At 66.1% G+C, this 26277-nt stretch carries 19 protein-coding genes; 16 read left to right on the forward strand and 3 right to left on the reverse strand.

The window, feature by feature from the left end:
* The first annotated feature begins 209 nt into the window (after window positions 1–209).
* From trpE to trpC, 4 genes are all read left to right on the forward strand, one after another.
* Entirely contained in the window at window positions 210–1694 is a 1485-nt protein-coding gene (trpE, locus tag QWY79_RS11140; RefSeq protein WP_290273423.1) for an anthranilate synthase component I, read from the forward strand.
* 267 nt (window positions 1695–1961) lie between these two features.
* The gene (locus QWY79_RS11145) at window positions 1962–2543 is read left to right on the forward strand and encodes an anthranilate synthase component II (RefSeq protein ID WP_141317579.1); all 582 of its coding nucleotides are present in this window, start codon (window positions 1962–1964) and stop codon (window positions 2541–2543) included.
* 31 nt (window positions 2544–2574) lie between these two features.
* Window positions 2575–3594: an anthranilate phosphoribosyltransferase gene (trpD, locus tag QWY79_RS11150; RefSeq protein WP_290272717.1), complete on the forward strand. Its 1020-nt coding sequence runs from the start codon at window positions 2575–2577 to the stop codon at window positions 3592–3594.
* 20 nt (window positions 3595–3614) lie between these two features.
* Window positions 3615–4409 carry an indole-3-glycerol phosphate synthase TrpC gene (gene trpC / locus QWY79_RS11155; protein ID WP_290272718.1) on the forward strand — a complete coding sequence of 265 codons (795 nt, stop codon included), beginning with the start codon at window positions 3615–3617 and terminating at the stop codon, window positions 4407–4409.
* Window positions 4410–4518: 109 nt separating this feature from the next.
* On the opposite strand, the gene QWY79_RS11160 is transcribed toward trpC, so the two are convergent.
* Both QWY79_RS11160 and QWY79_RS11165 read right to left on the reverse strand, forming a co-directional pair.
* A complete protein-coding gene (locus QWY79_RS11160) occupies window positions 4519–6339 on the reverse strand; it encodes a cation:proton antiporter (RefSeq protein WP_290272720.1) in 1821 nt (606 codons plus the stop codon).
* Window positions 6340–6474: 135 nt separating this feature from the next.
* The gene (locus tag QWY79_RS11165) at window positions 6475–9816 is read right to left on the reverse strand and encodes an FAD-binding and (Fe-S)-binding domain-containing protein (RefSeq protein WP_290272721.1); all 3342 of its coding nucleotides are present in this window, start codon (window positions 9814–9816) and stop codon (window positions 6475–6477) included.
* A gap of 270 nt (window positions 9817–10086) precedes the next feature.
* On the opposite strand from QWY79_RS11165, the gene serS reads away from it, so the two are divergent.
* Window positions 10087–11367 (forward strand): serine--tRNA ligase, encoded by a 1281-nt coding sequence (gene serS, locus QWY79_RS11170; RefSeq protein ID WP_290272723.1) that lies wholly within the window; start codon window positions 10087–10089, stop codon window positions 11365–11367.
* Between the two features lie 154 nt (window positions 11368–11521).
* Here serS and queG read toward each other — a convergent pair whose 3' ends face one another.
* Window positions 11522–12631 (reverse strand): tRNA epoxyqueuosine(34) reductase QueG, encoded by a 1110-nt coding sequence (gene queG, locus QWY79_RS11175; RefSeq protein ID WP_290272725.1) that lies wholly within the window; start codon window positions 12629–12631, stop codon window positions 11522–11524.
* A gap of 103 nt (window positions 12632–12734) precedes the next feature.
* Here queG and QWY79_RS11180 point away from each other — a divergent pair, with 103 nt between their 5' ends.
* The 11 genes from QWY79_RS11180 (at window position 12735) to QWY79_RS11230 (ending at window position 26147) form a co-directional block, all read left to right on the forward strand.
* Window positions 12735–14270, forward strand: a complete 1536-nt coding sequence (locus QWY79_RS11180) for an NAD(P)H-hydrate dehydratase (RefSeq protein ID WP_290272727.1) — start codon at window positions 12735–12737, stop codon at window positions 14268–14270.
* Between the two features lie 2 nt (window positions 14271–14272).
* Complete coding sequence (gene tsaE, locus QWY79_RS11185; protein WP_290273425.1) at window positions 14273–14809, forward strand: tRNA (adenosine(37)-N6)-threonylcarbamoyltransferase complex ATPase subunit type 1 TsaE; 537 nt, start codon at window positions 14273–14275, stop codon at window positions 14807–14809.
* A gap of 23 nt (window positions 14810–14832) precedes the next feature.
* Complete coding sequence (locus QWY79_RS11190; protein WP_290273427.1) at window positions 14833–16257, forward strand: N-acetylmuramoyl-L-alanine amidase; 1425 nt, start codon at window positions 14833–14835, stop codon at window positions 16255–16257.
* A 167-nt stretch (window positions 16258–16424) separates the two neighbouring features.
* Window positions 16425–18425: a DNA mismatch repair endonuclease MutL gene (gene mutL / locus QWY79_RS11195; protein WP_290272730.1), complete on the forward strand. Its 2001-nt coding sequence runs from the start codon at window positions 16425–16427 to the stop codon at window positions 18423–18425.
* Window positions 18426–18473: 48 nt separating this feature from the next.
* Window positions 18474–19427, forward strand: coding sequence for a tRNA (adenosine(37)-N6)-dimethylallyltransferase MiaA (gene miaA / locus QWY79_RS11200; RefSeq protein ID WP_290272732.1), 954 nt, complete (start codon window positions 18474–18476; stop codon window positions 19425–19427).
* 126 nt (window positions 19428–19553) lie between these two features.
* Window positions 19554–19805, forward strand: coding sequence for an RNA chaperone Hfq (gene hfq / locus QWY79_RS11205; RefSeq protein ID WP_141317484.1), 252 nt, complete (start codon window positions 19554–19556; stop codon window positions 19803–19805).
* Window positions 19806–19813: 8 nt separating this feature from the next.
* Window positions 19814–21127, forward strand: coding sequence for a ribosome rescue GTPase HflX (hflX, locus tag QWY79_RS11210; RefSeq protein WP_141317485.1), 1314 nt, complete (start codon window positions 19814–19816; stop codon window positions 21125–21127).
* Window positions 21128–21249: 122 nt separating this feature from the next.
* A complete protein-coding gene (hflK, locus tag QWY79_RS11215) occupies window positions 21250–22482 on the forward strand; it encodes an FtsH protease activity modulator HflK (RefSeq protein ID WP_290272733.1) in 1233 nt (410 codons plus the stop codon).
* 1 nt (window position 22483) lies between these two features.
* Entirely contained in the window at window positions 22484–23365 is an 882-nt protein-coding gene (gene hflC, locus QWY79_RS11220) for a protease modulator HflC (protein WP_290272735.1), read from the forward strand.
* Between the two features lie 223 nt (window positions 23366–23588).
* Window positions 23589–24785, forward strand: coding sequence for an ATP phosphoribosyltransferase regulatory subunit (locus QWY79_RS11225; protein ID WP_290272737.1), 1197 nt, complete (start codon window positions 23589–23591; stop codon window positions 24783–24785).
* Between the two features lie 66 nt (window positions 24786–24851).
* A complete protein-coding gene (locus QWY79_RS11230) occupies window positions 24852–26147 on the forward strand; it encodes an adenylosuccinate synthase (protein ID WP_290272738.1) in 1296 nt (431 codons plus the stop codon).
* Window positions 26148–26277 lie beyond the last annotated feature (130 nt).

The following is a 26277-nucleotide window of genomic DNA, read 5'->3' on the forward strand; positions in this document are numbered from 1 at the left end:
GACATTCCCGGACTTCCTGCCCTTATGGACCCTCGCATGACGCTGGATGCCCTTGTTCTCCGTGACGCCGTGACCCCGCTCGATCGTCGGGTATTCACCGGCAGTTGGCGATGGTGACGCTGACGCGCCAGGGCGGCCCGAGCGTCGCTTGACCATGCGCTTTTCGCTCCATCGTGAGTTCTTTCTTTACCCGAGGCCCAGGGCAGATGATGACCCCCGAACGTTTTCAGGAGCTGGCCGACGCCGGCTACAACCGTATCCCCGTGACCCGCGAGGTCCTGGCGGATCTCGATACGCCGCTTTCCACCTACCTCAAGCTGGCCGACGCGCCCTGGACCTTCCTGCTGGAGTCCGTGCAGGGCGGCGAGAAGTGGGGGCGCTACTCGATCATCGGCCTGCCGTGTCGCGAGCGCATCGAAGTGCGCGGATTTCATGTCGAACACGTCGTCGACGGCGAGGGTCGCGGGGCCACCGAGGTGGAGGACCCGCTGGCCTGGATCGAGGCTTTTCAGGCGCGCTTCAAGGTCCCGCGCCTGGATGACACGCCGCGTTTCGACGGCGGCCTGGTGGGCTATTTCGGCTATGACACCATTCGCTACATCGAGCCCCGCCTGCGGGGCGTGGAAAAGCCGGATCCGCTCGGGGTACCGGACATCCTGCTGATGGTCTGCGATGACCTGGTGGTCTTCGACAACCTCTCGGGCCGCCTGACGCTCTGGACCCACGCCGATCCGGGCGAGGCCGAGGCCTATGACCGCTCGATCCAGCGCCTCGACCAGCTCGAGGAACAGTTGCGCAGCGCCGTGCTGCAGAGTCGCAGTCCCGGTACCGGGCGGTCGGACATTTCCGAGGACGACTTCCATGCCAGCTTCAGCGAGGCCGGCTACAAGGCGGCCGTGGAACGCATCAAGGAATACGTCAAGGCCGGCGACGTCATGCAGTGCGTGCCGTCCCAGCGCATGTCGATTCCCTACCAGGCGCCGCCGCTGGACCTGTATCGCGCCCTGCGCAGCCTCAACCCGTCGCCCTACATGTTCTTCCTCAACCTGGACGACCATCATGTGGTCGGCTCCTCGCCGGAAATCCTCACCCGCCTCGAGGAAGGCGAGGTGACCGTGCGGCCCATCGCCGGCACGCGTCACCGCGGTGCCACCGAGGAAGAGGATCGCGCCCTGGAAGCCGAGCTGCTCAACGATCCCAAGGAAATCGCCGAGCACGTCATGCTCATCGATCTCGGCCGCAACGATGTGGGGCGCATCAGCGAGCCGGGCTCGGTGACGGTCACCGACAACATGGCCGTCGAGCGTTATTCGCATGTCATGCACATCGTCTCTCAGGTCACCGGGCGTCTGCGCTCGGGCATGACGGCGATGGACGCACTGCGTGCCACCTTCCCGGCGGGTACCCTGTCCGGGGCCTCCAAGGTGCGGGCCATGGAAGTCATCGACGAGCTCGAGCCGGTCAAGCGCGGTATCTACTCCGGGGCCGTCGGCTATATTTCGTGGCACGGCAACATGGATACCGCCATCGCCATTCGCACCGCCGTGATCAAGGATGGCGAGCTGCATGTCCAGGCCGGTGGCGGCATCGTCGCCGACTCCGATCCCGAGGACGAATGGCAGGAAACCATCAACAAGCGGCGCGCCCTGTTCCGGGCGGTGGCCATGGCCGAGCGGGGGCTCGACAACCTCTAGGCCGAAGGCGCCCGAGAGCGCCTTGACAGGCATGAGCGCGCCGCACACTATAGCGAGCATGATGTATTTCGCGATGACCTCAGTGACGCAGTGGCGCCTCCAGTCTTGAAGGGGCGGCGTGCGTGTGTCTGAGCAATAGTGCCGCCCGCGAGGCGGCATTTTTGTATCTGCTGGCTCGCGGCAACCCTCGGGCATGTCGAGTCATCATGAGCAAGCGAAGGTCTTGGGCTTTGTGAGCCCGATTGATATCAGGAGTGTATGCCCGACATGATCGTGATGATCGATAACTACGACAGCTTCACCTTCAACATCGTCCAGTACCTCGGCGAGCTGGGGCAGGACGTGCGCACCTATCGCAACGATGCCATCAGCGTCGCCGACATCGAAGCCCTGTCGCCGAGCCACCTGGTGATTTCCCCCGGGCCCTGCACCCCGAACGAGGCCGGCATCTCCATGCAGGCCGTGCGCCACTTCGCCGGTCGTCTGCCGATCCTGGGCATCTGCCTGGGTCACCAGGCCATCGGCCAGGTGTTCGGCGGGGACGTGCAGCGCGCGCCTGATGTCATGCACGGCAAGACCTCGGCGATCCGGCATGATGGGCGCGGCGTGTTCAGCGGGCTCGACAACCCGCTTGAGGTGACGCGCTATCATTCGCTGGTCGTCGCCCGTGAAGGCTTGCCGGAGTGTCTCGAGGTCACCGCCTGGACGCCGGACGACGACATCACCCCGGGGCTGATCATGGGCCTGCGTCACCGCGAGCTGGACATCGAGGGCGTACAGTTTCATCCCGAGTCGATCCTGACGCGTCAGGGACACGAGCTGTTGACCAATTTTCTCGAGCGTCGATAAGGCGTTGGATCACGGTTAGGAGAGAGCTGCCATGCAGATGCGAGACGTCCTTGGCGCGTTGATGCGCCGGGAAAACTTGAGCTATGAGGCGACCCATGGGGCCATGACGGCCATCATGACCGGCGAGGCCTCCGAGGCCCAGGTCGCCGCCTTCCTGATGGGCATGGCGATGAAGGGCGAGTCGGCCGAGGAAATCAGCGCCGCGGCACAGGTCATGCGCGAGCTGATGAAGCCGGTGACACTGGGCGTGGACAATGTGGTCGACATCGTCGGCACGGGGGGTGACGGCGCCAACCTCTTCAATGTCTCCACGGCCTCCAGTTTCGTGGCCGCCGCCGGCGGTGCGCATGTCGCCAAGCATGGCAACCGCGGCGTGTCGTCCTCGTCGGGCAGTGCGGACCTGTTCTCGGTGGCGGGCATCGGGCTCGACCTGTCGCCGGAGCAGGTCGGCCGCTGCATCGAGGAGGTCGGGGTCGGCTTCATGTTCGCCCCCAATCACCATCCCGCCATGCGCCACGCCGTGGGACCGCGTCGCGAGATGGGCGTGCGGACCCTGTTCAACATCCTCGGCCCCCTGACCAACCCGGCGGGGGCACCGAATCAGCTGCTCGGCGTCTATTCGGCATCGCTGGTGCCGCTGATGGCCGAGGTCATGCGGCGTCTCGGCAGTCGGCACGTGCTGGTGGTATGCGCCGAGGACGGCCTGGACGAGATTTCCCTGGCCGCGCCGACCCGAGTGGCCGAGCTCAAGGATGGCGAGATTCACGAGTATCGCATCACGCCGGAGGATTTCGGCATCGAGCGTCAGTCGCTGGAGGCGCTGAAGGTCCAGACCGCCGAGGACAGCCTGCGCCTGGTCGAGCAGTCGCTGGTGGGCGAGGGGCCGGCGGCCGATATCGTCGCCCTGAATGCCGGTGGCGCCCTCTATGCCTCGGGTGTCGCCGATACCCTCAAGGAAGGCGTGGCGCTGGCGCAGGATGCCCAGGGCTCCAAGCTGGCCCGTGAGAAGCTCCGGGAACTGGCCAACTTCACCCGGGTCTTTGCCCAATAGGCGCCGTTCAGGAGCATGACATGACGACCCCCACCATTCTGACCCGTATCCTGGAGCGCAAGGACGCCGAAGTCGCCGAGCGCCGCCGGGCAGTCTCCGAGCGTGAATTGCTGACCCTGGCCGAACGCATGACGGCGCCGCGCGGCTTCATCGACGCCCTGGATGCGCGCATGCGCGACGGCGATCCGGCGGTGATCGCCGAGATCAAGAAGGCCTCGCCCTCCCGCGGGGTGATCCGCGAAACCTATGTGCCGGCGGACATCGCCGCCAGTTATGCCGCTGGCGGGGCCGCCTGCCTGTCGGTGCTGACCGATGCCGACTTCTTCCAGGGCCATGAGGATGACCTGATCGCCGCCCGCGATGCCTGCTCACTGCCGGTGATCCGCAAGGACTTCATCACCCACGCCTATCAGGTCAGCGAAGCGCGCGCCATCGGCGCCGACTGTATCCTCCTGATCGTCGCCGCGCTCGACGACGCTCGGCTGGCGGACCTGCACCGCCAGGCCACCGAACTCGGCATGGATGTGCTGGTCGAGGTGCATGATGCCCGCGAGCTGGAACGTGCGTTGGCGCTGGACCTGGGGCTGGTGGGGATCAACAATCGCGACCTGCACACCTTCGAGACACGGCTCGACACCACGCTCGAGCTGCTGGGGCGCGTACCCGCTGGCGTGACGGTGATCACCGAATCCGGCATTCACAGCCGCGACGACATCCTGCGCATGCGAGAACACGATGTGCACGGCTTCCTGGTCGGCGAAGCCTTCATGCGTGAGGAGTCTCCGGGGGAGTCGCTGCGGCGTCTTTTTTTCTAAGCCTCCAACTCCTGCCGTGCCTCGACCCGGCCGCCGGCCCACCAGGCTGCGTGCCGACACAACGCCGACCCGAGGGTCGGCGTTGTCATGTAGCAGCCGCGGCGCGGCCTCAGGAAATCAGCGGTGCTTCCATCTCCGGCGAGTCGGCATAGACCAGGCTGACCAGGGTGTCGCCGCGCTTGGGCGTCAGCCCGTTCTCGGCCGTGGCCAGGCGCAGCCGGCCGGACTGGCCGATGCACAGTAGTGGCAGGCAGCGTCCGGCATGGCGACGCTTGAGGTGGTCCAGCCGCGTCTTCTCGGTGCAGTGAGTGCGCTGCATTTCGCCGCCTTCGGCGACCAGGCGTGACAGCCGGGCATAGGTCACATCGCGGCCGAAGAGCAGGGGCAGATGGCTCAGGGCCTGACCATGCGGGCGGTTGCCGCTGCGCCCTTCGTCGACGGCCAGGCGGAAGACGCGTTCGCGTCCCAGCAGGTGCTCGAAGTGCAGGCTGGCCATGTCGTTGAGCTCGCGGTAGGGCGAGAGCGGCAGCAGATAGCCGATATTGCTCAGCTCCAGGTGCTGGGCCGCGTGTTCCGAGAGCGGGTCGCCGAAGTAGGTGGTCAGCCCCAGCGCCTTGGCCTCCTGGATGGCATCCCAGTTGCTGTCGGTGAGCACCACGCTGACCCCGGCGGAACGCAGCTGCTGGCCGATCTGGCGAGCCACCGGGTTGGCACCGATGATCAGCACACCATCCGGTGACGGCCGTTGTACGCCCAGCCAGCGGGCCAGCGGACGGGACAGCAGGCTCTGACCGACCACGGTGCTGATGATCACCAGGAAGGTGACCGGCACCAGCATCTCGGCGCCGGGCATGTCGAGTTCTTCCAGACGCAGGGCGAACAGCGAGGCCGTGGCGGCGGCCACGATGCCGCGCGGCGAGATGAAGGCCAGCAGGGCCTTTTCGCGGTTCTCCAGGCGGCTGCCCAGGGTACAGACCCAGACCATCAGCGGCCTGGCCACGCCGAGCAGCACGAACAGGAAGGCCCAGGCCTGCCAGCCCAGCAGGGCCAGCTGATCCACCGTCAGACGCGCCGCCAGCAGGATGAACAGTCCCGAGATCAACAGGACCGACAGCGTTTCCTTGAACTCGATGATCGGCCGGGTCGGCACGCCGCGCATATTGGCCAGCCAGGCGCCCATGACGGTGACGGTCAGCAGACCGGATTCATGGAACAGCAGGTTGGAGATCGAGAACAGCGTCAGCATCATCATCAGGGTGCCGAAGCTGTGTAGCTGGCGGGGCAGCCAGTGGCGGCGCAGGATCAGGCCCCACAGATAACCGCCGCCGATGCCCAGGCCGAAGCCGATCAGGGCGGTCTTGCCGAACAGTACCAGGGTGTGGGTGGCGGCGCCGGTGGCCCCGGACCCCAGGGCGACGTATTCATAGACCAGTACGGCGCCGATGGCACCCACCGGGTCGATCAGGATGCCTTCCCAGCGCAGTATCTGGGTCAGGTGCTGGCGGGCCCCCAGCGTCTGCAGCATGGGCAGGATCACCGTCGGCCCGGTGACCACCAGCAGGGCGCCCAGCACGCTGGCCATTTCCCAGGATAGCGAAAGCAGAAAGTGGGCGGCGATGGTGCCGATGACGGCGGTGATCAGCGCGCCCCAGGTAACCAGACGACGAACCGTTCGGCCGTGCCCGCCCAGTTCGCGGAAGTCCAGCGTCAGACTGCCCTCGAACAGGATGACGGCCACGGCCAGCGAGACCAGCGGAAACAACAGGTCGCCGAACAGCGCATCGGGATCCAGCAGCCCGCTGACCGGACCCGCCGCGATGCCGGCGACCAGCAACATCAGAATGGCCGGCAGCTTCAGCTGCCATGCAAGCCATTGGCAGATCAGCGCCAGCAGGCCGATCACCGCCAGGTCGAAGCCGGCATGCTCCATGGGGTCGCACTCCATCGGTTCGGGTCGTATGGGGGGCCGCGCAGCCTATCGTCGTCGGCCCCAACATGCAATCCATCCCCCGGCCTGCTACCGCTGGCCGTCGAGCGGCGCTGCCTGGAAGCCCCGGATGGCGGCCTATGACCGGGAGGCGGTCGTCGCTTCGGGCGCTTGTTGCAGTGCCGTCAGCAGACCCTGCAGTGGATGCGGCAGGCCGGTCTGCGAGAGGCGCCGGGCCTGGCTGCGGCAGGAATAGCCGGTGGCCAGCAGGCGCCCCTGGAGTTCCGGCGCCTCGACCCTGGGTTGCCAGGACTGGGCATAGATGGTCTTCGAGGTCTCGAGGTTGCGCGCCTCGTGACCATAGGTGCCGGACATTCCGCAGCACCCCGAGGCCAGCACCTCCAGCTCGAGGCCGAAGGCGCTAAAGATGCGCTGCCATTGCGCGGGGGCCTCCGGCACACTGGTTTTTTCCGTGCAGTGGGCCAGCAGGCGGAAGCCGGGGTCGGCGAGTGCCGGCATGTCGTCGGCGAACCGCTCGGCACGCTCGGCGAGCCACTCGCTGAGCAGCTGTACCTCGGGCACCTTCTCGGCGCCCAGTGTCTTCACGTATTCCTGGCGATAGGTCAGGGTCATGGCCGGGTCGATGCCCACCAGGGGCACGCCGAAATCGGCGAGGGCCGTGAGGCGCTCGGCCTGTTTCTCGGCGGTGCGCGCGAAGGCGCCCAGGAAGCCCTGGACCTGCATGGGCTTGCCGTTGGCGGCATAGGGGGCAACGAAGACGTTCACGTCCAGGCGCTGCAGCAGTTCGATAATGTCGCGGGCCACGCCGGCCTCGAAATACCGCGTGAAGGCATCCTGTACGAGAATCACGCTGCGCGCTTTCTGAGCGGCGGTCAGTCGGCTCAGGCTGGCCGGCGTGGCGGAAGGCACACCCCAGGCCGTCAGCTGCTTGTCCAGGCGTGCCCGCGAAAGCCGCGGGCTGTCGACCATGCCCAGGGGGCCGGAGAGCAGCCTGCCGAGCATCCGGTTGCCGAGGGCGGCGTTGTATAGCGGCGCCAGGCGCGACAGGCTCGGGGCCAGGAACTCCAGGCCGCCGATCAGGTAATCCCGGGCCGGGCGCAGATAGCGACCGTGGTAGACCTCGAGGAACTGCGAGCGGAAGGCCGGCACATTGACCTTGACCGGGCACTGGCTGGCGCAGGACTTGCAGGCCAGGCAGCCGGCCATGGCCTCGTGGACCTCGTGCGAGAAGTCCTCCTCGCCGCGCCGTCGGGCCAGGCTATTGCGCGCCCGGCGCGGGAAGTCGCGCACGAAGCGCCACACGCCTGCCTGCTTGTGTCGATGCGCTTCTTCCACCACGTCGACACCGGCCTCGCCCTGGCGGCGCAGCCATTCGCGCATCAAACTGGCGCGTCCCTTGGGCGAGTGAATGCGCTGGCGCGTGGCCTTCCAGGACGGGCACATGGCGTCGTCCGGGTCATAGTTGTAGCAGGCGCCATTGCCGTTGCAGTGGACCGCATCGGCGTGGGCCTGCCAGACATGCGGTGCGATGCGGCGGTCGAGCTGGCCGCGGGTGGGCACGCCATCGATGGTCAGCAGCCCCGGGTCCACCCACTTGACCGGCTCGGCCTCGGCGGCTGCGTCGGCGGCGTCGCTCGGGCCAGGAACTCCGCCCTTGGTGGATGGAGCCGTAGATGGGGCCGTATCGGGAGCAGGCCTTCGCGAAGGCGCTGTGAAACCCTCCCTGGGCGCTACATTTGCCATACCTGGCAAATGACCTTCGCTACGACCTGCCCCCGATATCCTGTCATTCGGGATAGCACTCCCCGCGTCCTCGGGCGGGATGGAAAGCGGCGTGGCGATCTTGCCCGGGTTGAGCTGGTTGTGCGGGTCGAAGGCGGCCTTGAGACGCTGAAGGCTGGGATACAGCGGGCCGAAGAAGGCCGGGGCGTATTCCGAGCGCACGCCCTTGCCGTGCTCGCCCCACAGCAGGCCGCCGTAGCGTCGGGTGAGCTCGGCGACGGCATCCGAGAGGGGGCGGATCAGGGCTTCCTGGGCCGGGTCCTTCATGTCGATGGCCGGGCGCACGTGCAGCACCCCGGCGTCGACATGGCCGAACATGCCGTATTCCAGGCCATGGCTGTCCAGCAGGGCGCGGAATTCGGCGATGTAGTCGGCGAGAACCTCCGGGGGAACCGCCGTGTCCTCGACGAAGGGAATCGGGCGTTTCTCGCCCTGGACATTGCCGAGCAGACCCACGGCGCGCTTGCGCATGGCGTAGACGCGCTGGATGGCGGGGCGGCCTTCGGCCAGGCTGTGGCCCAGGCGCGGCACCCTGGTGTCATGGCTCAGGTGGCGGCAGAAGGCATCGACGCGGCCGGCCAGCCGCTCGGGGTCGTCGTCGTTGAATTCGACCAGGTTGATGCCGTCCACGGGCGTGGCGCCATCTTCCGGAAAGAATTCGGCGACGCTGTCCCAGACCATGTCGCCCTTGGCCAGGCCGAGCACCTTGCTGTCCACCGTCTCGATGGAGGTCGGCGCAGCGTCACTGGCCATCAGCGCCTCGGCGTCGCGCAGGGCGTCCATGAAGCCGGCGTAGCGCACGTTGACCAGGGTAGAGTGTCGGGGGATCGGCAGCACCTTGAGTACCGCCTCGCTGGTAAAAGCCAGCGAACCTTCGGCACCACACAGCACGCTGTTGAGATCGAAGCGGCCGTCCGCGGTGCGCAGGTGTGCCAGGTCATAGCCGGTCAGGCAGCGGTTGAGCGGTGGGAAGGTCTCGTCGATGCGCTGGCGTTCGTTGTCGATGATCGCCTGGGCCTGGCGGTGCACGCGGCCGACGGCGTCCTTCCGCGCGCACAGCGCATCGAGCTCGGCCTCGCTGACCGGGCGGCTCGCCAGGCGTTCGCCGCCGAGCAGCACGCTGTCGAGTTCGAGCACGTGGCCGCGGGTCTTGCCGTATTCGCGGCTGCCCTGGCCGCTGGCGTCGGTGGCGATCATGCCGCCGATGGTGGCGCGATTGGAGGTCGAAAGCTCCGGGGCGAAGAACAGGCCATGGGGCTTGAGCGCGGCGTTGAGCTGGTCCTTGACCACGCCGGCCTGGACGCGCACCCGCTGGTTCTCGACGTCGATGTCGAGGATGGTATTCATGTGCCGCGAGACATCGATCATCAGGCCATCGGTGAGCGACTGGCCATTGGTGCCCGTGCCACCACCGCGCGGCGCCATGACGATGTCGCGGTAGGCGTCCTGCCCGGCCAGGCTCGCCAGACACTCGAGATCGCTGACATCGCGCGGGTACAGCACGGCCCGGGGCAGGCGCTGATAGATGGAGTTGTCGGTGGCCAGCACGGTGCGGTTGGCCGCATCCGCGGCGATCTCGCCGGCGAAGCCGGCCGCGCGCAGGGCCTCGAGGAAGGCCTGATAATGTTCGGCGTGCGCATCCGACGAGGCGTCACGGGGGTCCAGTCGTGCGATCATGATGGGGTATCGGTCATGGCGCCGTCCTGCGCTGCTCACGGGTGGCATGCAGCAGACGGGCGGGAAATGAGGGTGCACTCGATGCACATTACTTTACCGTGCCAGGACGCCGGCGCCCACCCCGACCCCGGGATATCATCCATCACGGGCGCGGAGTGACGCTCTCGGGCGGGTCTCTGGGGCCGCCCCGGCGGCGTGGCACCCGGGCAGGGTTTTGCCTACAATGGGCGCTTTCGTTTGCCGCTATTTCTCATCGACGGACAGGTTTCCATGCTCGATCCCAAACTGCTGCGCAGCGACCCCGACGGCGTCGCCCAACGACTGGCCAAGCGGGGCTTCGCTCTCGATACCGACCAACTGGCCGCTCTGGAATCCCGGCGCCGGGAGCTTCAGTCGGAGACCGAACGCCTGCAGAACGAGCGCAACACCCGCTCCAAGGCGATCGGCCAGGCCAAGGCTCAGGGCGAGGACATTCAGCCGTTGCTCGACGAGGTCAGCGATCTGGGCGAGCGACTGGATGCCGCCAAGGCGCGCCTCGCCGAGGTTCAGGCGGAGTGGGATGAGCTGGTCAGCGGGCTGCCCAATCTGCCTCACGAGAGCGTGCCCGAGGGCGACGACGAGGACGACAACGTCGAAGTGCATCGCTGGGGCACGCCGCGCCACTTCGATTTCGACGTGCAGGACCATGTCGACCTGGGGGCACGGACCGGCCAGCTGGATTTCGATCTGGCCACCAAGCTCACCGGGGCCCGCTTCGCGGTGATGCGCGGCAGTGTGGCGCGGCTGCACCGGGCCCTGACGCAGTTCATGCTCGACACTCAGACCCTCGAGCATGGCTATGAAGAGTGCTACGTGCCCTATATGGTCAATGACGACTCCCTCTTCGGGACCGGCCAGTTGCCCAAGTTCGGCGAGGATCTGTTCCGCCTCGAAGACGAACGGGGCTATCGACTGATTCCCACCGCCGAGGTCCCGCTGACCAACTTTGCCCGCGACGAGATCTTCGAGCACAAGCAGCTGCCCGTACGGCTCACCGCGCATACCCCCTGCTTCCGCAGTGAGGCGGGCTCGCATGGTCGCGATACCCGCGGCATGATTCGCCAGCATCAGTTCGACAAGGTCGAGATGGTGCAACTGGTCGACCCTTCCACCAGTTACGACAGCCTGGAAGAAATGCGGGGTCATGCCGAGACCCTGCTGCAGGCGCTGGCGTTGCCTTACCGTGTGGTCACGCTATGCACCGGCGACATGGGGGCCGGGGCCGCCAAGACCTATGACCTGGAGGTCTGGCTGCCCAGCCAGGCGGCGTACCGCGAGATTTCCTCCATCTCCAACTGCGAGGACTACCAGGCCCGGCGCATGCAGGCACGCTTCCGCCATCCGGGCGAGAAGAAGCCGCAACTGCTGCACACCCTGAACGGCTCCGGTCTGGCGGTGGGGCGCTGCCTGATCGCCGTGATGGAGAACCATCAGAACGCCGACGGCTCGATCACTGTGCCCGAGGCACTGCGCCCTTATATGGGGGGTGTGGAGACGATCAACGTCTCCTGAGAGGGTGTTTACAAATTACTGCGCTCGCCCATGCGGCGTTGAAATCAGCCTCAAAATGCTCATTTACCAGCTCGTAAACTCCGCTTTTTCGGCTGATTTCGCCTGGCCTGGCCGTCGCTCGTGACTTTTGTAAACACCCTCTGACGCGGGCGTCTCAGGAGGCCTCGACCGCGATCATGCCGGCGCGGCGCTGTTGCTGCTGTGCCAGCGCCCAGCGCACATGCTCGCGCACCAGGTCGGAGGGGTAGGCCAGGCGGGCCCGCAGGGCGGATTCGACGCGCTCGCTCCAGGGCGCGTTGCCCAGTCCGACCGCCAGGTTGCGCAGCCAGCGTTCGTAGCCGATGCGGCGAATGGGGCTGCCGGCGGTCTTGTCGAGGAACTCTTCCTCGCTCCAGCTGAACAGCCGGGTCAGCTCGGCCCGATCGAGGTCATGACGCGGCGCGAAGTCGGGCTCGTCACTGACCCGGGTGAAGCGCGTGAAGGGGCAGACCAGCTGGCAGTCGTCGCAGCCGAACACGCGGTTGCCCATGGCGGCCCGGAACTCCTCGGGAATCGCGCCATGCAGCTCGATGGTCAGGTAGGAAATGCAGCGCCGCGAGTCGACCACGCGATCCTCGACGATGGCATCGGTGGGACAGGCCGTGCGGCAGGCGCTGCAGCTGCCGCAATGCGCGCCGGCGTAGGGCGGGTCCACGGGTAACGGCAGATCGGTATAGAGTTCGCCGAGGAAGAACAGCGAACCGGCCTGGGGGTTGAGAATCATGGCGTTCTTGCCCACCCAGCCGATGCCGGCCTTGCGGGCCAGGGCACGTTCCATGACCGGTGCCGAGTCGACGAAGGCGCGGTAGCCGAAGGGGCCGATCTCGGCCTCGATCTGCTTGGCCAGGGTGCCGAGCCGCTTGCGCATCAGCTTGTGGTAGTCGCGACCCAGCGCATAACGCGAGATGTAGGCTTTCTCGGGCTGGGCCAGGGTGCGCGTGGTCTCGACCTCCGGTGGCAGGTAGTCGAGGCGCACGCTGATGACGCGCAGCGTGCCGGGCACCAGCTCCTCGGGGCGGGTGCGCTTGGTGCCGTGCTTGGCCATGAAGTGCATTTCGCCCTGGTAGCCGAGGTCCAGCCAGCGTTGCAGGCGCACCTCATCCTCGGCGAGGTCCACGTCGGTGATCCCGACCTGCTGGAAGCCCAGTTCGCGCCCCCAGGTCTTGATCGAGCTGGCCAGGGCCTCGAGATCGGGAGTGGCGTCCTTGGCAGACGGCTGAGACATGATTGTGAAAACACCACGCAGGATGGCGCCGCGACGCTTGGCGTCGGGCACGGAAAACGACACACTCAGCATGATAAAGCATCAGCTGGCGGGGGAATAGCCAATGGCCGAGGCGCCACAGATCGACACGTCGGGAGATCGGCAGCCCCGGGACGGCATGCGGGCCTTGTATCGCGCCGACCAGGTGCGCGAGCTGGATCGGCGTGTCATCGATTCGGGGATCGAGGGCTTTGCCCTGATGCAGCGCGCCGCGGCGGCGGCCTGGCAGCAGGTGCGCCGCCACTGGCCCGGCGTGCGTCATCTCAGTGTGCTGTGCGGCGGCGGCAACAATGGCGGTGACGGCCATGTGCTGGCCGCCATGGCTGCCGCCGAGGGCCTGGAAGTCGAGCGCATCCTGCTGAAACCCGTCGAGGAGCTGACGGGAGACGCGCGGCGCGCGGCCGAGATGGCCGATGCCGCCGGTGTGGCGCGTGTTGCCTGGCAGGCTGGCATGACGCCGGGGGGCGAGCTGATCGTCGATGCGTTGCTGGGGACCGGGCTCGCGGGTGAGGTGCGCGGCGCCTCGCGCGAGGCGATTGCCGCCATCAACGCCAGCGCGCGCCCGGTGCTGGCGCTGGACATTCCTTCCGGCCTGCACGCCGATACCGGCGCCGAACTGGGCGAAGCCGTGCGGGCCACGCGAACCGTCACCTTCATCGGCGACAAGCTGGGGCTGCATACCGGTCGTGGGCCGGCGCGGGTGGGGGTGTTGACGCTGGAACCGCTGGTGGACGCCGAGCCGCTGCTCTCCGGCCTGTCACCGGCCGCCCTCTGCCTGGATCGCTGCCTCATTGCGAAGCTGTTGCCGCCACGGCCGCGCGACGCTCACAAGGGCAGGGCGGGGCATGCGCTGATTCTGGGGGGGGCCCCCGGCATGGGCGGCGCCGGCCTGCTGGCCGCCGAGGCCTGTGCGCGGCTCGGGGCCGGCAAGGTCAGTCTGGCCACCGACCCGGCCCATGTCGCCGCCAGCCTGATTCGCCGTCCGGAAGTCATGGCCCACGGAGTCCGCGGCCTGGCTGATCTGGGCGATTTGCCGCAGCACGCCGATGTGCTGGTGCTCGGGCCCGGCCTGGGGCGCGACAGCTGGGGGCAGGCGCTGTGGCAGGGCGCGGTGGCGGCCGGGCGGCCGCTGGTGATCGATGCCGATGGGCTCAATCAGCTCGCCGAGCGTTTCGATGGCCGGCGTCGCGACGACTGGATTCTCACCCCGCATCCCGGCGAGGCGGCCCGCCTGCTGGGCATTGCCGCCAGTGAGGTGGAAGCCGATCGCCCGGCCGCGGCTCGCGCCCTGCAGGCCCGCTACGGCGGCGTGGTGGTGCTCAAGGGCGCCGGTAGCCTGGTCGTCGGCCCGCAGGACCTGACGGTCTGCCCCTACGGCAATCCGGGCATGGCCAGCGGCGGCATGGGGGACGCTCTGTCCGGCATGCTCGGCGCCCTGGTGGCCCAGGGCCTGTCGCTGGAGGTGGCCGCACGCCTGGGCGTGATGATCCATGCGCTGGCCGCCGACATGGCGGTGCAAGAGGCCGGCGAGCGTGGCTTGCTGGCCGGCGATCTGGCATCCTGTGCACGTTTTCTGGTCAACCCGACGATGGACGAATGACGATGCAGTGGCGACTTGCTGACGAGGACCGACAGGTCGCACTCGGTGAAGCGCTCGGCCGCGCCCTGGCCGGGCAGGGAAGAGTCTATCTGGAAGGGGAACTCGGCGCCGGCAAGACGACTCTGACGCGTGGCATTCTGCGTGCCCATGGTCATCAGGGCGCCGTGAAGAGCCCCACCTACACCCTGGTCGAGCCGTATGAACTGGGTGAGGTACGTGTGCACCATTTTGATCTCTACCGCCTGGGTGACCCCGAGGAGCTGGAGTTCATCGGTGGACGCGATCTGCTGGGAGAGGCGGCGTTGTGCGTGATCGAGTGGCCGGAACGCGGCCAGGGCTGGCTGCCGGAGCCGGATGTCCGGGTGCAGCTGTACCTGGACGAACCCGGGCGCGTGGCCGTCCTGCATGCCGGGACGGACCTTGGTCGCCGCGTGCTCGAGTGCCTCGCCGCCGGAATGCCAGAGCAGAATGATGACCCAGCCTCTCGCCATGACGGGCGAGGCAAGGATATGGCCGGTAAGGACGAACAGGATTCATGAGGACAAGGGTATTGCGCCGACACATGGCCCGCTGGGTATTGCCCCTGCTGCTCCTGGTGCCGCTCTGGGCCCAGGCAGCCAGCGTCGACAATCTGCGCCTGTGGGCGGCGCCGGATCATTCACGACTGGTATTCGACCTGTCGTCGCCGGCAACTGCCGATGTCTTCACCCTCGACGACCCGCGTCGACTGGTGATCGATGTCGCCGACAGCGAACTCAACGCCGATGTCAGCCGGCTGGACCTGTCCGACAGCGCCATCCGCGAGGTGCGCACCGGTGTTCGCAATGGCACGGACCTGCGTGTGGTGCTCGAGCTGTCGCGCCCCATCGAGCCGCGTCATTTCAGCCTCGAGCCCAATGAACAGTATGGCCATCGACTGGTGGTGGACCTGGAGTATCCCGGTGAAAGCGCCGTCGAGGACCCCATCGACCCCATCGAGGCCAAACTCCGCGAGCAGGAGATAGCCGCCGATCGCGCCCAGACCGAGGCCGTTGCCGAGGGGCGTGACCCCAGCAAGGTAACCCCGACCCGCGAGAAGGCACAGCCGCATCCCAAGCGTGACATCATCATTGCCGTGGACGCCGGGCATGGCGGCGAGGACCCGGGCGCGATCGGTCCCAGCGGCACGCGCGAGAAGGATGTCGTGCTGGAAATGGCCAAGCGCCTGGCGCGCTTGATCAACGGCACACAGGGCTTCAAGGCGGTGATGATTCGCGACGGCGATTATTATGTCGGTCTGCGCGAACGCACGCGCATTGCCCGTGAACAGAAGGCGGACTTCTTCGTCTCCCTGCACGCCGATGCCTTCAACAGCCCCCGTCCCCATGGCAGTTCCGTGTTTGCGCTGTCGCAGAGTGGCGCGACCTCGGAAACCGCCAAGTGGCTGGCGGCCTCCGAGAACCGTTCGGATCTGGTCGGCGGCGTGGATGGCAGCCTCTCCCTGGACGACAAGGACGAGGTGCTGCGCGGCGTCCTGCTCGACCTGACCATGACCGCGACGCTCAATGACTCGCTGACCATCGGCGGCCGGGTGCTGGATCGCATGGGACGCATCAATGAGCTGCACAAGCCGCGTGTCGAGCAGGCCGGCTTCGTGGTGTTGAAGTCGCCGGACATTCCGTCGCTGCTGGTCGAGACCGGCTTCATCTCCAATCCCGAGGAAGAACGCAAGCTGCAGCAGGGTGGCTATCAGCAACGCATGGTCGAATCCATCTTCGGCGGCGTGCGCGCCCATTTCCAGAGCAATCCGCCACCGGCCAGCCTGCTCGCCTGGCAGCGCGACCAGGGACGCGGCGGCAGCGGCAACGAGTACCGCATCCAGCCCGGCGACACGCTCTCGGAAATCGCTGCCCGCCACGATGTCCCGGTCGGCCGGCTGCGCCAGGCCAACGAGCTCAACGGCGACGTGATCCGCGTCGGGCAAGTGCTGAGGATACCGAGTTCTTGAGAGAAAAGAAGGAAGAGGGAAGAGGAAGTCCAGAAGGCAGCTAGAAGTGGGAATGAGAGGGTCGGTTCGCCATATCGGCCAGGCTGTCTTCTTCCTTCTTGAAGGCGCGGAGCGCCGTACTTCCCTCTTAACCGCGGCGAAGCCGCGTCTTCGAGTTTGGGGTGGTCATGACAGACAGACAGCATATCCAGGTTCTCGATCCGCGTCTGGCTAACCAGATCGCCGCGGGGGAGGTCGTCGAGCGGCCGGCGTCGGTGGTCAAGGAGCTGGTCGAGAATGCCATCGACGCCGGGAGTCGGCGTATCGAGGTCGAGCTGGAGTCCGGCGGGGCGCGGTTGATCCGGGTGCGTGACGATGGTGTCGGCATCAGCGAGGACGACCTGCCGCTGGCGCTGTCGCGTCATGCCACCAGCAAGATTGCCTCGCTGAATGATCTCGAGGGCGTGGCGAGCCTCGGCTTCCGCGGCGAGGCTCTGGCGTCGATCAGTTCGGTGTCGCGCCTGGAGCTGATGTCCAACGTCGCCGACGACCCGACCAGTGGCTGGCGGGTGGTGGTCGAGGGGCGGCGCATGGAGCCGCGCGTCACGCCCTCGCCGCACCCGCGGGGCACCTCGGTAACGGTGCGCGACCTGTTCTTCAACACGCCGGCCCGGCGCAAGTTCCTGCGCACGGAAAAGACCGAATTCGGCCATGTCGAGGAGGCGTTCCGTCGTCAGGCCCTGTCGCGCCTCGATCTTGGCTGGGTGTTGCGCCATAACCAGAAGAGCATTCATCAGCTGAATGCCGGCAGTGACCTGGTCGGCCACGAGCGCCGCCTGCAGTCGCTGCTGGGCAAGAGCTTTCTGGAAAACGCCCTGCATCTGGACCTGGAAACCGGCGGCCTGCGGCTCTGGGGCTGGGTCGGGCTGCCCACCCATTCGCGCGCCCAGGCCGATCAGCAATACTTCTTCGTCAACGGCCGGGTGGTGCGCGACCGCCTGGTGGCGCATGCCATTCGTCAGGCCTACCGTGATGTGCTGTTCCACGGCCGCCACCCGGTGTTCGTGCTCTACCTGGAGGTCGACCCGAGCGTCGTCGATGTCAATGTGCACCCGACCAAGCATGAGGTGCGCTTCCGTGACGGGCGCATGGTGCATGACTTCCTGTTCTCGAGCCTGCATCGGGCCCTGGGCGAGGCGCGGGCCGGTCAGTCCTCGGAGCAGGCAGCGGCGGAGGGCGATGCGGCAGACCCGACCGCAGCGCAGCAGGCCGATGGAGACCCAGAGGCAGCGGACCAGACGCGGGTCGCGGAATCCGCCGGGCGCTGGCAACAGCAGCCGATGGCCCTGCATGGTCGTGACGACGGCCAGCAGCAAAAGGTCACGCCGGATCGCGTACGCGCCTTCATGGAGGGCTATCGCGCCTTGCACCCGGAGCATGAAGAGAGCCTGCTGACCCCCCAGCCCGCTGCTCCGGGTGCCGGTGGCGCCGCCGCCGATGTGGCCCTGGCCGAACGCGAGGCGTCGCCGGATACCGCGACTTCTTCCGCCGTCAGCAGTCCGGTGATGCCGGAAGAGGACGCTACCCGGGCACCGCCCCTGGGTTACGCCGTGGCGCAGCTGCATGGCATCTATATTCTCGCGCAGACCGAGAACGGCATGGTGATTGTCGACATGCACGCCGCCCATGAACGCATCGTCTACGAGGGCATGAAGTCGCAGGTGCATGGCAGCGGCAACGATCCCGGCAGCCTGCAGGCGCAACCCCTGCTGGTGCCGGTGTCGATGGCCGCCAGTGCCGCTGAAGTGGCCACCGCCGAAGCCGAGCGCGAGGCCTTCTCGCGCCTGGGGGTGGAACTCGATGTGGCCGGGCCGGAAACCCTGCTGGTACGCCAGGTGCCGACCCTGCTGGTGGATGCCGATGTCGAGCCGCTGGTCCGCGACATGCTGGGGGACCTCGAGCGCTACGGACGCTCCGATCGCCTCGAGGCGCACATCAATGAACTGCTGTCGACCATGGCCTGCCATGGCAGTGTGCGTGCCAATCGCCAGCTGACCACCGCCGAGATGAACGCCCTGTTGCGCGACATGGAGCGCACCGAGCGCAGCGGTCAGTGCAATCATGGGCGCCCGACCTGGACCGAAATGAGCATGAAGCAGCTGGATCGCCTCTTCATGCGTGGCCAGTGACGCCATGCAAGGTCCATCCGCCTTTCCCCGCAGACGAATCCTGAACCGATGACGACCCCGACCGCACCCGATTCCCGCCCCCCGGCCATCTTCCTCATGGGCCCGACCGCCGTCGGCAAGACCGAGATGGCCATTGCGCTGCACGAGCAACTGGGCTGCGAGCTGATCAGCGTCGACTCGGCGATGGTCTATCGCGGCATGGATATCGGCAGCGCCAAGCCGTCGGCCGAGGAACTGGCCAGGGCGCCCCATCGTCTGATCGACATCCGTGACCCGGCCGATCCCTACTCGGCGGCCGGCTTCCGCGAGGATGCGCGCCGCGAGATGCAGCGCATCACCGAGGCCGGCCGGGTGCCGCTGCTGGTCGGCGGCACCATGATGTATTACCAGCGGCTCTGGGTCGGTGAGCCGAACCTGCCTTCCGGGGATGCCGAGGTTCGCGCCCAGCTGGATCGCGAGGTCGAGCAGCGGGGTCTCGCCGCCCTGCACGCGGAGCTCGCCGACATCGATCCGCGGGCGGCGCGGCGCATCCACCCCAATGACCCGCAGCGGCTGACACGGGCGCTGGAGGTCTACCGCATCAGTGGCCACTCGTTGACGGAACACTGGGATGCCCAGCAGCCTGAAACCTTCCCGTGGCGTGTGTTGTCGATAGGACTCGCGCCTGCCGATCGAGGTGTTCTGCATGCGCGTATCGCGACCCGCTTCGATGCCATGCTCGAGGCGGGCTTCATCGAGGAGGTCGCGGCCCTTAAGGCCAGGCCGGATCTGCATTCGCGGCTGCCGGCGATGAAGAGTGTGGGATACCGCCAGGCATGGGAGTATCTCGACGGCCAGGGCGATGTCGAGACGCTGAGGCGTCGCGGCATGGTGGCCACGCGACAGCTGGCCAAGCGCCAGTTGACCTGGATGCGAAGCTGGCCGGAACTGAATTGGGTCGACATTCTGAGCGGTGAACCGCGCGATCGTGTCTTGAAATTGGTGCGTGAATTCAGCAGTTAGCGTAAGATGAGCGTTTCACGAGGCCGGTTGGACGGGCGATACCGGGCGAAGAGTGCCACCTTGAAAACGGCGGTGAGCACCCAATAATACTATTAACCCCATAAGAGATAACCTAGGGAGAGCCACATGTCCAAAGGACAGTCCCTTCAAGATCCATACCTGAACGTCCTGCGCAAGGAGCGCATTCCGGTGTCGATCTTTCTGGTCAATGGCATCAAGCTGCAGGGCCAGATCGAGTCCTTCGACCAGTTCGTCATCCTGCTGCGCAACACGGTCAGTCAGATGGTCTACAAGCATGCCATCTCCACGGTCGTACCGTCGCGCAACGTTCGTCTGCCGGCCAGTGATGTCGCCGGGCAGCCGGAAAGCGATGCGTGAGGTACTGATTGTTTTTTGAACGTCCCGACGCCGGTGAAACGGCGGTTCTCGTCCATGTGGATTTTCAGGACGAAAGCGAGCGCGAGGATTCCGGTGAATTCCTCGAGCTCGTGCGCTCGGCCGGCGCGGAACCGGCCACGCTGCTGACGGGTAGCCGAGGTCGGCCCGATCCCCGCTCCTTCATCGGGTCGGGCAAGCTGGAGGAAGTGCGTGAGGCGCTGGAAGTGCACAAGGCACAACTGGTGATCTTCAATCACGCGCTCAGCCCCTCCCAGGAACGCAATGTCGAGCAGTCGCTGAAGTGCCGTGTGCTGGATCGCACGGGGCTGATTCTCGACATCTTTGCGCAGCGTGCGCGGACTCACGAAGGCAAGTTGCAGGTGGAGCTCGCCCAGCTGGAGTACATGTCCACGCGACTGGTACGTGGCTGGACGCACCTGGAACGCCAGAAGGGCGGCATCGGGCTGCGCGGCCCGGGTGAAACCCAGCTCGAGACCGACCGTCGTCTGCTGCGTGGCCGCATCAAGGCGATACACAAGCGCCTGGACAAGGTGCGCAGTCAGCGGGGTCAGAATCGTCGGGCGCGTTCGCGGGCCGAGATCCCGAGCATTTCCCTGGTCGGCTACACCAATGCCGGCAAGTCAACGCTGTTCAACGCCGTGACGCAATCCCGGGTCTATGCGGCAGACCAGCTGTTCGCTACCCTCGACCCGACCCTGCGACGTCTCGAAGTGGAGGACGTGGGGCCGGTGGTGCTGGCCGACACGGTGGGCTTCATTCGTCACCTGCCGCACAAGCTGGTCGAGGCCTTCCAGGCGACGCTCCAGGAAGCCGCCGAAGCCAGCCTGCTGGTGCACGTCATCGATGCCGCCGACCCGGATCACGAACTCAACGTGAGTCAGGTCAACGAGGTGCTCGATGACATCGGTGCCCTGGAGGTGCCGACGCTCAAGGTGATGAACAAGGTCGACCTCTTCGACAGTGCGCCGCGCATCGAGCGCAATGTCGACGGCAAGCCCGACACGGTCTGGTTGTCGGCTCAGGATGGTCGCGGCCTGGAGCTCTTCGAGCAGGCGCTCACGGAGTGCCTGGCCGATGACATCATCGATTTCGACATGACCCTGGCGCCGGCCCAGGGCAAGCTTCGCGCCGGCCTGCACGAGCTGAACGCCGTCCGCGAGGAACGCTTCGACGAGCAAGGACATACGCTGCTCGAGGTTCGACTGCCGAGGCGCGATTTCATGCAACTGATGGCGCGTCTCGGTGAGCGAGCCGATGATTACCTGCCGCGCGAGCTGCAAGAAGGCCCGGTTTGGGAGTAGTGAGTCGCCTTCGCGCATGGACCGGTGTTGCCAAGCCGACCCGGTTGATGCCATAAGGAGCGCAACGATGCACGCCGCGAAGTCCGAACGCGGCGGCATGCAACGTATATTGGAGACGACGTATGGCCTGGAATGAGCCTGGTGGCGGCAACCAGCACGACCCCTGGAGTGGTGGTGGCCGCCGTGGTGGCAACGGCAGTGGCGACGGTGGCAAGGGGGGCGGCAATCAAGGCCCTCCGGACCTCGACGAGGCACTGAAGAAATTTCAGAACAAGCTCAACAACATGCTGGGAGGTCGTGGCAAACGCGGCGGCAATGGCGGTGGTTCCGGGTCCGGTGGCGGCGGCAAGCCGCGCAACACCTTTGCCCTGCCCGGTCTGCTGCTGATCGTGGCACTGGCCATCTGGGCCGCTTCCGGCTTTTATCTGGTCGACGAGTCGGAACGTGGCGTGGTGCTGCGTTTCGGCAAGTATCAGGAAACCGTGACGCCGGGCCTGCAGTGGCATCCGCCACTGATCGATGACGTGCGCATGGTCAATGTGACGCGGGTGCGTTCGATCAGCCAGACGCAATCGATGCTGACCCAGGACGAAAACATCGTCTCGGTGGAAATCTCGGCGCAGTATCAGGTCGCCGACCCGCGTGGCTATGTGCTCAACGTCCGCAACCCCGAGCTCAGTCTCGAGAATGCACTGGATTCGGCGCTGCGCCATGTGGTGGGCGGTACCGACATGATCGACATCCTGACCTCGGGACGTGCCATCCTCGGCAGCTCGGTCAGCAGCCGCCTGCAGTCCTATCTGGACAGCTATGGTACCGGCATCATGCTGCAGACCCTGAACGTCGAGTCGACCTCGCCACCCGATGCCGTTCAGGATGCCTTCGATGATGTCATCCGCGCTCGCGAAGACCGCCAGCGCACCATCAACCAGGCCATGGCCTATGCCAATGCCGTGATTCCCGAAGCCCAGGGTCAGGCGCAACGCCTCATCGAGCAGGGGCAGGGTTATCGCGAGTCCGTCGTCGCCGAAGCGCAAGGCCAGGCCAACCGCTTCAATGCGCTACTGACGCAATATGAGAAGTCCCCGGATATCATGCGCGAACGTCTCTATCTGGACACCTTGTCCGAGGTCTACAGCGGAACCTCGAAAGTCATGGTGGATGTCGCCGAGCAGAGCCCGCTGATGGTATTGCCGATGGACAAGCTCAACAGCAGAACGAGCAGCAGTGCCAGCGGCCAGTCGGCTGATTCGCAGGTCGATCCTCAGTTACTGCAGCGTCTGCAGAATTCCGAGTCCTCATCCAGCACCGGCCGTTCCGGCAACAACAACGGCGCGCTCAGGGAGGGTCGCTGAAATGATCAATAATCGTTCCCTGCTTATCGTCGGCGGACTGGCGGCGGCTGCCTGGCTGGCCAGTGGCAGTCTTTACGTGGTCGATGAAACCGAACGCGCGGTCAAGTTGCGTTTTGGCGAAATCGTGGAAGAGGGCATCGAACCCGGACTGCACTTCAAGGTGCCCATCACCCAGACGGTTCGCAAATTCGAAACGCGCGTCAGGACGCTGGATACCGATCCCAGCCGTTATCTCACGCTCGAGCAGAAAGCGGTGATCGTCGACTCCTACGTGCAATGGCAGGTGGTCAACCCGACGCAGTACTATCAGGCGACGGCCGGTGATGAAATGCAGGCGGTACGCCTGATTCAGCCGCGTGTCGACGAGAGCCTGCGTAACGAGTTCGGTCGACTCAATCTGTCACAGATCATCTCCGAGCAACGCGATGAACTGATGACCGGCCCGACGCAGGAACTCGACGAGTTGATGCGTGATGAACTGGGTGTCGCCATCCTGGATATCCGCGTCAAGCGTATCGATCTGCCGGAGGATGTGTCGTCGGCGGTCTATGAACGGATGCGTTCCGAACGTGAGCGTCAGGCACGTGAATGGCGTGCCCAGGGTCAGGAAGAGGCCGAGCGCATCCGCGCCAATGCCGACCGTCGTCGTGAAGTGCTGCTGGCCCAGGCCAGGGCTCGCGCGGAAACCCTGCGCGGTGAAGGCGATGCCGAAGCGGCAGAGATCTTCTCCCAGGCCTACGGCAAGGACGAGGAGTTCTTCTCCTTCTGGCGCAGCCTCGGGGCCTATCGGGACAGCTTCAAGGGTGACGGCGACATGATGGTGCTGGATCCTTCCAGCGACTTCTTCCAGTACCTCAAGAGCCCGACGGCTACCGACGACTGAGTCGGGTCTTGCCGCTGTGCCCGGTAACCCGATACAGCGCCGTTGCCGTGACGGCATCGGCGCTGTGGGTTCATCCCGACGGCAAACGTGATAGTATTGGATAACCGGGCGTGGCCCGGTTTTTTTGTGGGCTCTCCACTCCCGGCGAGCTTTGCGGGCATCCTGCCATGCCCGGCATGTGAGGCTCGCGCAGGCCAACCACTGTCTTGCAGGAAAGAACGACATGACCATCGCTGACCGCTGGCTCTTGCCCGACGGCATGGACGAAGTGCTGCCGCCTCAAGCCAGTCGAATGGAAGAGGTGCGTCGGGCGCTGCTCGATCTCTACTACGGCTGGGGCTATGACCAGGTAATGCCCCCGCCCGTCGAATTTCTCGACTCCCTGCTGACCGGCACGGGCACCGAGCTGGAGCTCCAGACCTTCAAGCTCACCGACCAGATGACGGGGCGCATGATGGGCGCCAGTGCGGATGTCACGCCGCAGGTGGCGCGCATGGATGCCCACTCGCTCAAGCGCCAGGGGCCGGTCAGGCTCTGCTACTGCGCCAATGTGCTGCGCGCCAAGCCGGACCAGTATCAGGCCGGCCGCAGCCCGGTCCAGGTCGGTCTGGAACTCTTCGGTCATGCCGGCCTGGAAGCCGATCTGGAGGTCCTGCGCCTGGCCCTGACCAGCCTCACCGTGGCGGGAGCCCGGGAAGTGCATCTGGCCTTGGGGCATATCGGCATCTATCGTAGCCTGGTGGAAGCCGCCGAGCTGTCCGCCGACCAGGAGCGAGCCGTCTTCAAGGCACTCGAGCTGAAATCCCCGGGTGAGCTGGCCAGCTGTGTCGAGGACAGCGTCAGCGATCCGCTGCTGGCCGAGATGCTGCGCTCACTGGTGACCCTGCATGGCGGACCGGAAGTGCTCGATGAAGCCCGCGAGGTGTTCGCCGAGGCGCCCCAGGCGGTGGGCGCCGCCCTCGACCAGCTGCGCGCGCTTTATCAGGGCGTGGCGGCTCAGCATCCGGAGGTCGAGTTCTATTTCGATCTGGCCGAGCTGAGGGGCTACCAGTACCACACCGGCATGATGTTCTCGGCCTTTGTGCCCGGCTATGGCCAGGCACTGGCCAAGGGCGGCCGCTATGATGACACCGGGCGTGCCTTCGGTCGTGCGCGTCCCGCGACCGGTTTTTCGCTGGAGCTCAAGCTGCTGGCCGGTCTGGCACCGAGTTCACGCCGGGAGGGCGGCATCTGGGCGCCTGCCGAGGGCGATGGCCTGGCCGATGCCGTCAGACAACTGCGCGAGCAGGGCGAGCGCGTGGTTCAGGCCCTGCCGGGACAGCGCACCGGCCCCGAGCAGCATCAATGTCAGCGTCAGCTGGTGCGGCAGGCCGAGGGTTGGCGGGTGACCGACCTGCCGGCCTCCGAGGACCCGTCCTGAGGCCGGGTGAAGCCTAATATTCGATTCCGGCCGATCGCCGGCGGCAGCAACGAGAGACGAGACACTATGGGCAAGAACGTAGTCGTACTGGGCACCCAGTGGGGTGATGAAGGCAAGGGCAAGGTGGTGGACCTGCTGACCGAGTCCGCCGATGCCGTGGTCCGCTTCCAGGGCGGGCACAACGCCGGTCATACCCTGGTCATCGATGGCGAGAAGACGGTACTCCACCTCATTCCCTCGGGCATTCTGCGCGACGACAAGACGTGCGTGATCGGTAACGGCGTGGTGTTGTCCCCGGAAGCCCTGATCGAGGAGATTCGCGAGCTGGAAGACAAGGGCGTGCCGGTACGCGAGCGGCTGCGCCTGTCGCCGGCCTGCCCGCTGATCCTGCCGTATCACGTGCGTCTCGATCAGGCGCGCGAGAAGGCCCGTGGCGTGGCCAAGATCGGTACCACCGGGCGTGGTATCGGGCCCGCCTACGAAGACAAGGTGGCGCGTCGCGGCCTGCGTCTGGGCGATATCCTGCACCGTGAGCGCTTTGCGTCCAAGCTGGGCGAGGTCCTGGACTATCACAACTTCGTGCTGACCAAGTATCACGGCGAGCCGGCGGTCGACTTCCAGGAAGTGCTCGACGAGGCCATGCGCATGGCCGACGAGCTGCGCGACATGGTCTGCGATACCGTCAGCCTGGTCCATGAGGTACGCAAGGCCGGCGAGAACATCCTCTTCGAGGGTGCTCAGGGCTCGTTGCTGGACATCGACCACGGCACCTATCCGTTCGTCACCAGTTCCAACACCACCGCCGGCGGCACGGCAACCGGTTCAGGGGTCGGCCCCCTGTATCTCGATTATGTGCTGGGGATTACCAAGGCCTACACGACGCGTGTCGGCTCCGGGCCTTTCCCCACCGAGCTGTTCGACGAATACGGTCGCCACCTGGCCGAGAAGGGCCACGAATTCGGTGCCACGACCGGCCGGGCACGCCGCTGTGGCTGGTTCGATGCCGTGGCCCTGCGCCATGCCGTGCAGATCAACTCGGTTTCCGGCCTGTGTCTGACCAAGCTGGATGTGCTGGATGGCCTCGAAAACATCCGGGTCTGTGTCGGCTACCGCAGCAAGGACGGCGAGGTGCTGGATGCGCCGGTCGATTCGGAAGGCTATGAAGCCATCGAGCCGGTCTACGAGGACCTGCCGGGCTGGAATGAGTCGACCATCGGCATCAAGGGCCTCGATGAGCTGCCGACCAATGCGCGCGCCTATATCCGCTTCCTCGAGGAGCAGGTGGGCACGCCCATCGATATCATTTCGACCGGCCCGGACCGCAACGAGACCATCGTGCTGCGCAACCCCTTCGCCGAGTAAGCCCGCCATCGACCCAGACCGGCAGCGCTGAACCCGCAACGCCGCCCACCGGAATCTCCGGGGGCGGCGTTTTCGTGAGGGCCTGCGGGTCAGGCCGCGTCATTTTTGCCTGCACCAACGACGACGCCCC

Origin of the sequence: Halomonas sabkhae, assembly GCF_030409265.1 — a bacterium.
Taxonomy (GTDB): domain Bacteria; phylum Pseudomonadota; class Gammaproteobacteria; order Pseudomonadales; family Halomonadaceae; genus Halomonas; species Halomonas halmophila.

Bases quoted from the DNA above. Each gene is read 5' to 3' on its own strand.
- trpE (WP_290273423.1), top strand. From the start codon at position 210: ATGACCCCCGAACGTTTTCAGGAGCTGGCCGACGCCGGCTACAACCGT.
- QWY79_RS11145 (WP_141317579.1), top strand. From the start codon at position 1,962: ATGATCGTGATGATCGATAACTACGACAGCTTCACCTTCAACATCGTC.
- trpD (WP_290272717.1), top strand. From the start codon at position 2,575: ATGCAGATGCGAGACGTCCTTGGCGCGTTGATGCGCCGGGAAAACTTG.
- trpC (WP_290272718.1), top strand. From the start codon at position 3,615: ATGACGACCCCCACCATTCTGACCCGTATCCTGGAGCGCAAGGACGCC.
- QWY79_RS11160 (WP_290272720.1), bottom strand. From the start codon at position 6,339: ATGGAGCATGCCGGCTTCGACCTGGCGGTGATCGGCCTGCTGGCGCTG.
- QWY79_RS11165 (WP_290272721.1), bottom strand. From the start codon at position 9,816: ATGATCGCACGACTGGACCCCCGTGACGCCTCGTCGGATGCGCACGCC.
- serS (WP_290272723.1), top strand. From the start codon at position 10,087: ATGCTCGATCCCAAACTGCTGCGCAGCGACCCCGACGGCGTCGCCCAA.
- queG (WP_290272725.1), bottom strand. From the start codon at position 12,631: ATGTCTCAGCCGTCTGCCAAGGACGCCACTCCCGATCTCGAGGCCCTG.
- QWY79_RS11180 (WP_290272727.1), top strand. From the start codon at position 12,735: ATGGCCGAGGCGCCACAGATCGACACGTCGGGAGATCGGCAGCCCCGG.
- tsaE (WP_290273425.1), top strand. From the start codon at position 14,273: ATGCAGTGGCGACTTGCTGACGAGGACCGACAGGTCGCACTCGGTGAA.
- QWY79_RS11190 (WP_290273427.1), top strand. From the start codon at position 14,833: ATGGCCCGCTGGGTATTGCCCCTGCTGCTCCTGGTGCCGCTCTGGGCC.
- mutL (WP_290272730.1), top strand. From the start codon at position 16,425: ATGACAGACAGACAGCATATCCAGGTTCTCGATCCGCGTCTGGCTAAC.
- miaA (WP_290272732.1), top strand. From the start codon at position 18,474: ATGACGACCCCGACCGCACCCGATTCCCGCCCCCCGGCCATCTTCCTC.
- hfq (WP_141317484.1), top strand. From the start codon at position 19,554: ATGTCCAAAGGACAGTCCCTTCAAGATCCATACCTGAACGTCCTGCGC.
- hflK (WP_290272733.1), top strand. From the start codon at position 21,250: ATGGCCTGGAATGAGCCTGGTGGCGGCAACCAGCACGACCCCTGGAGT.
- hflC (WP_290272735.1), top strand. From the start codon at position 22,484: ATGATCAATAATCGTTCCCTGCTTATCGTCGGCGGACTGGCGGCGGCT.
- QWY79_RS11225 (WP_290272737.1), top strand. From the start codon at position 23,589: ATGACCATCGCTGACCGCTGGCTCTTGCCCGACGGCATGGACGAAGTG.
- QWY79_RS11230 (WP_290272738.1), top strand. From the start codon at position 24,852: ATGGGCAAGAACGTAGTCGTACTGGGCACCCAGTGGGGTGATGAAGGC.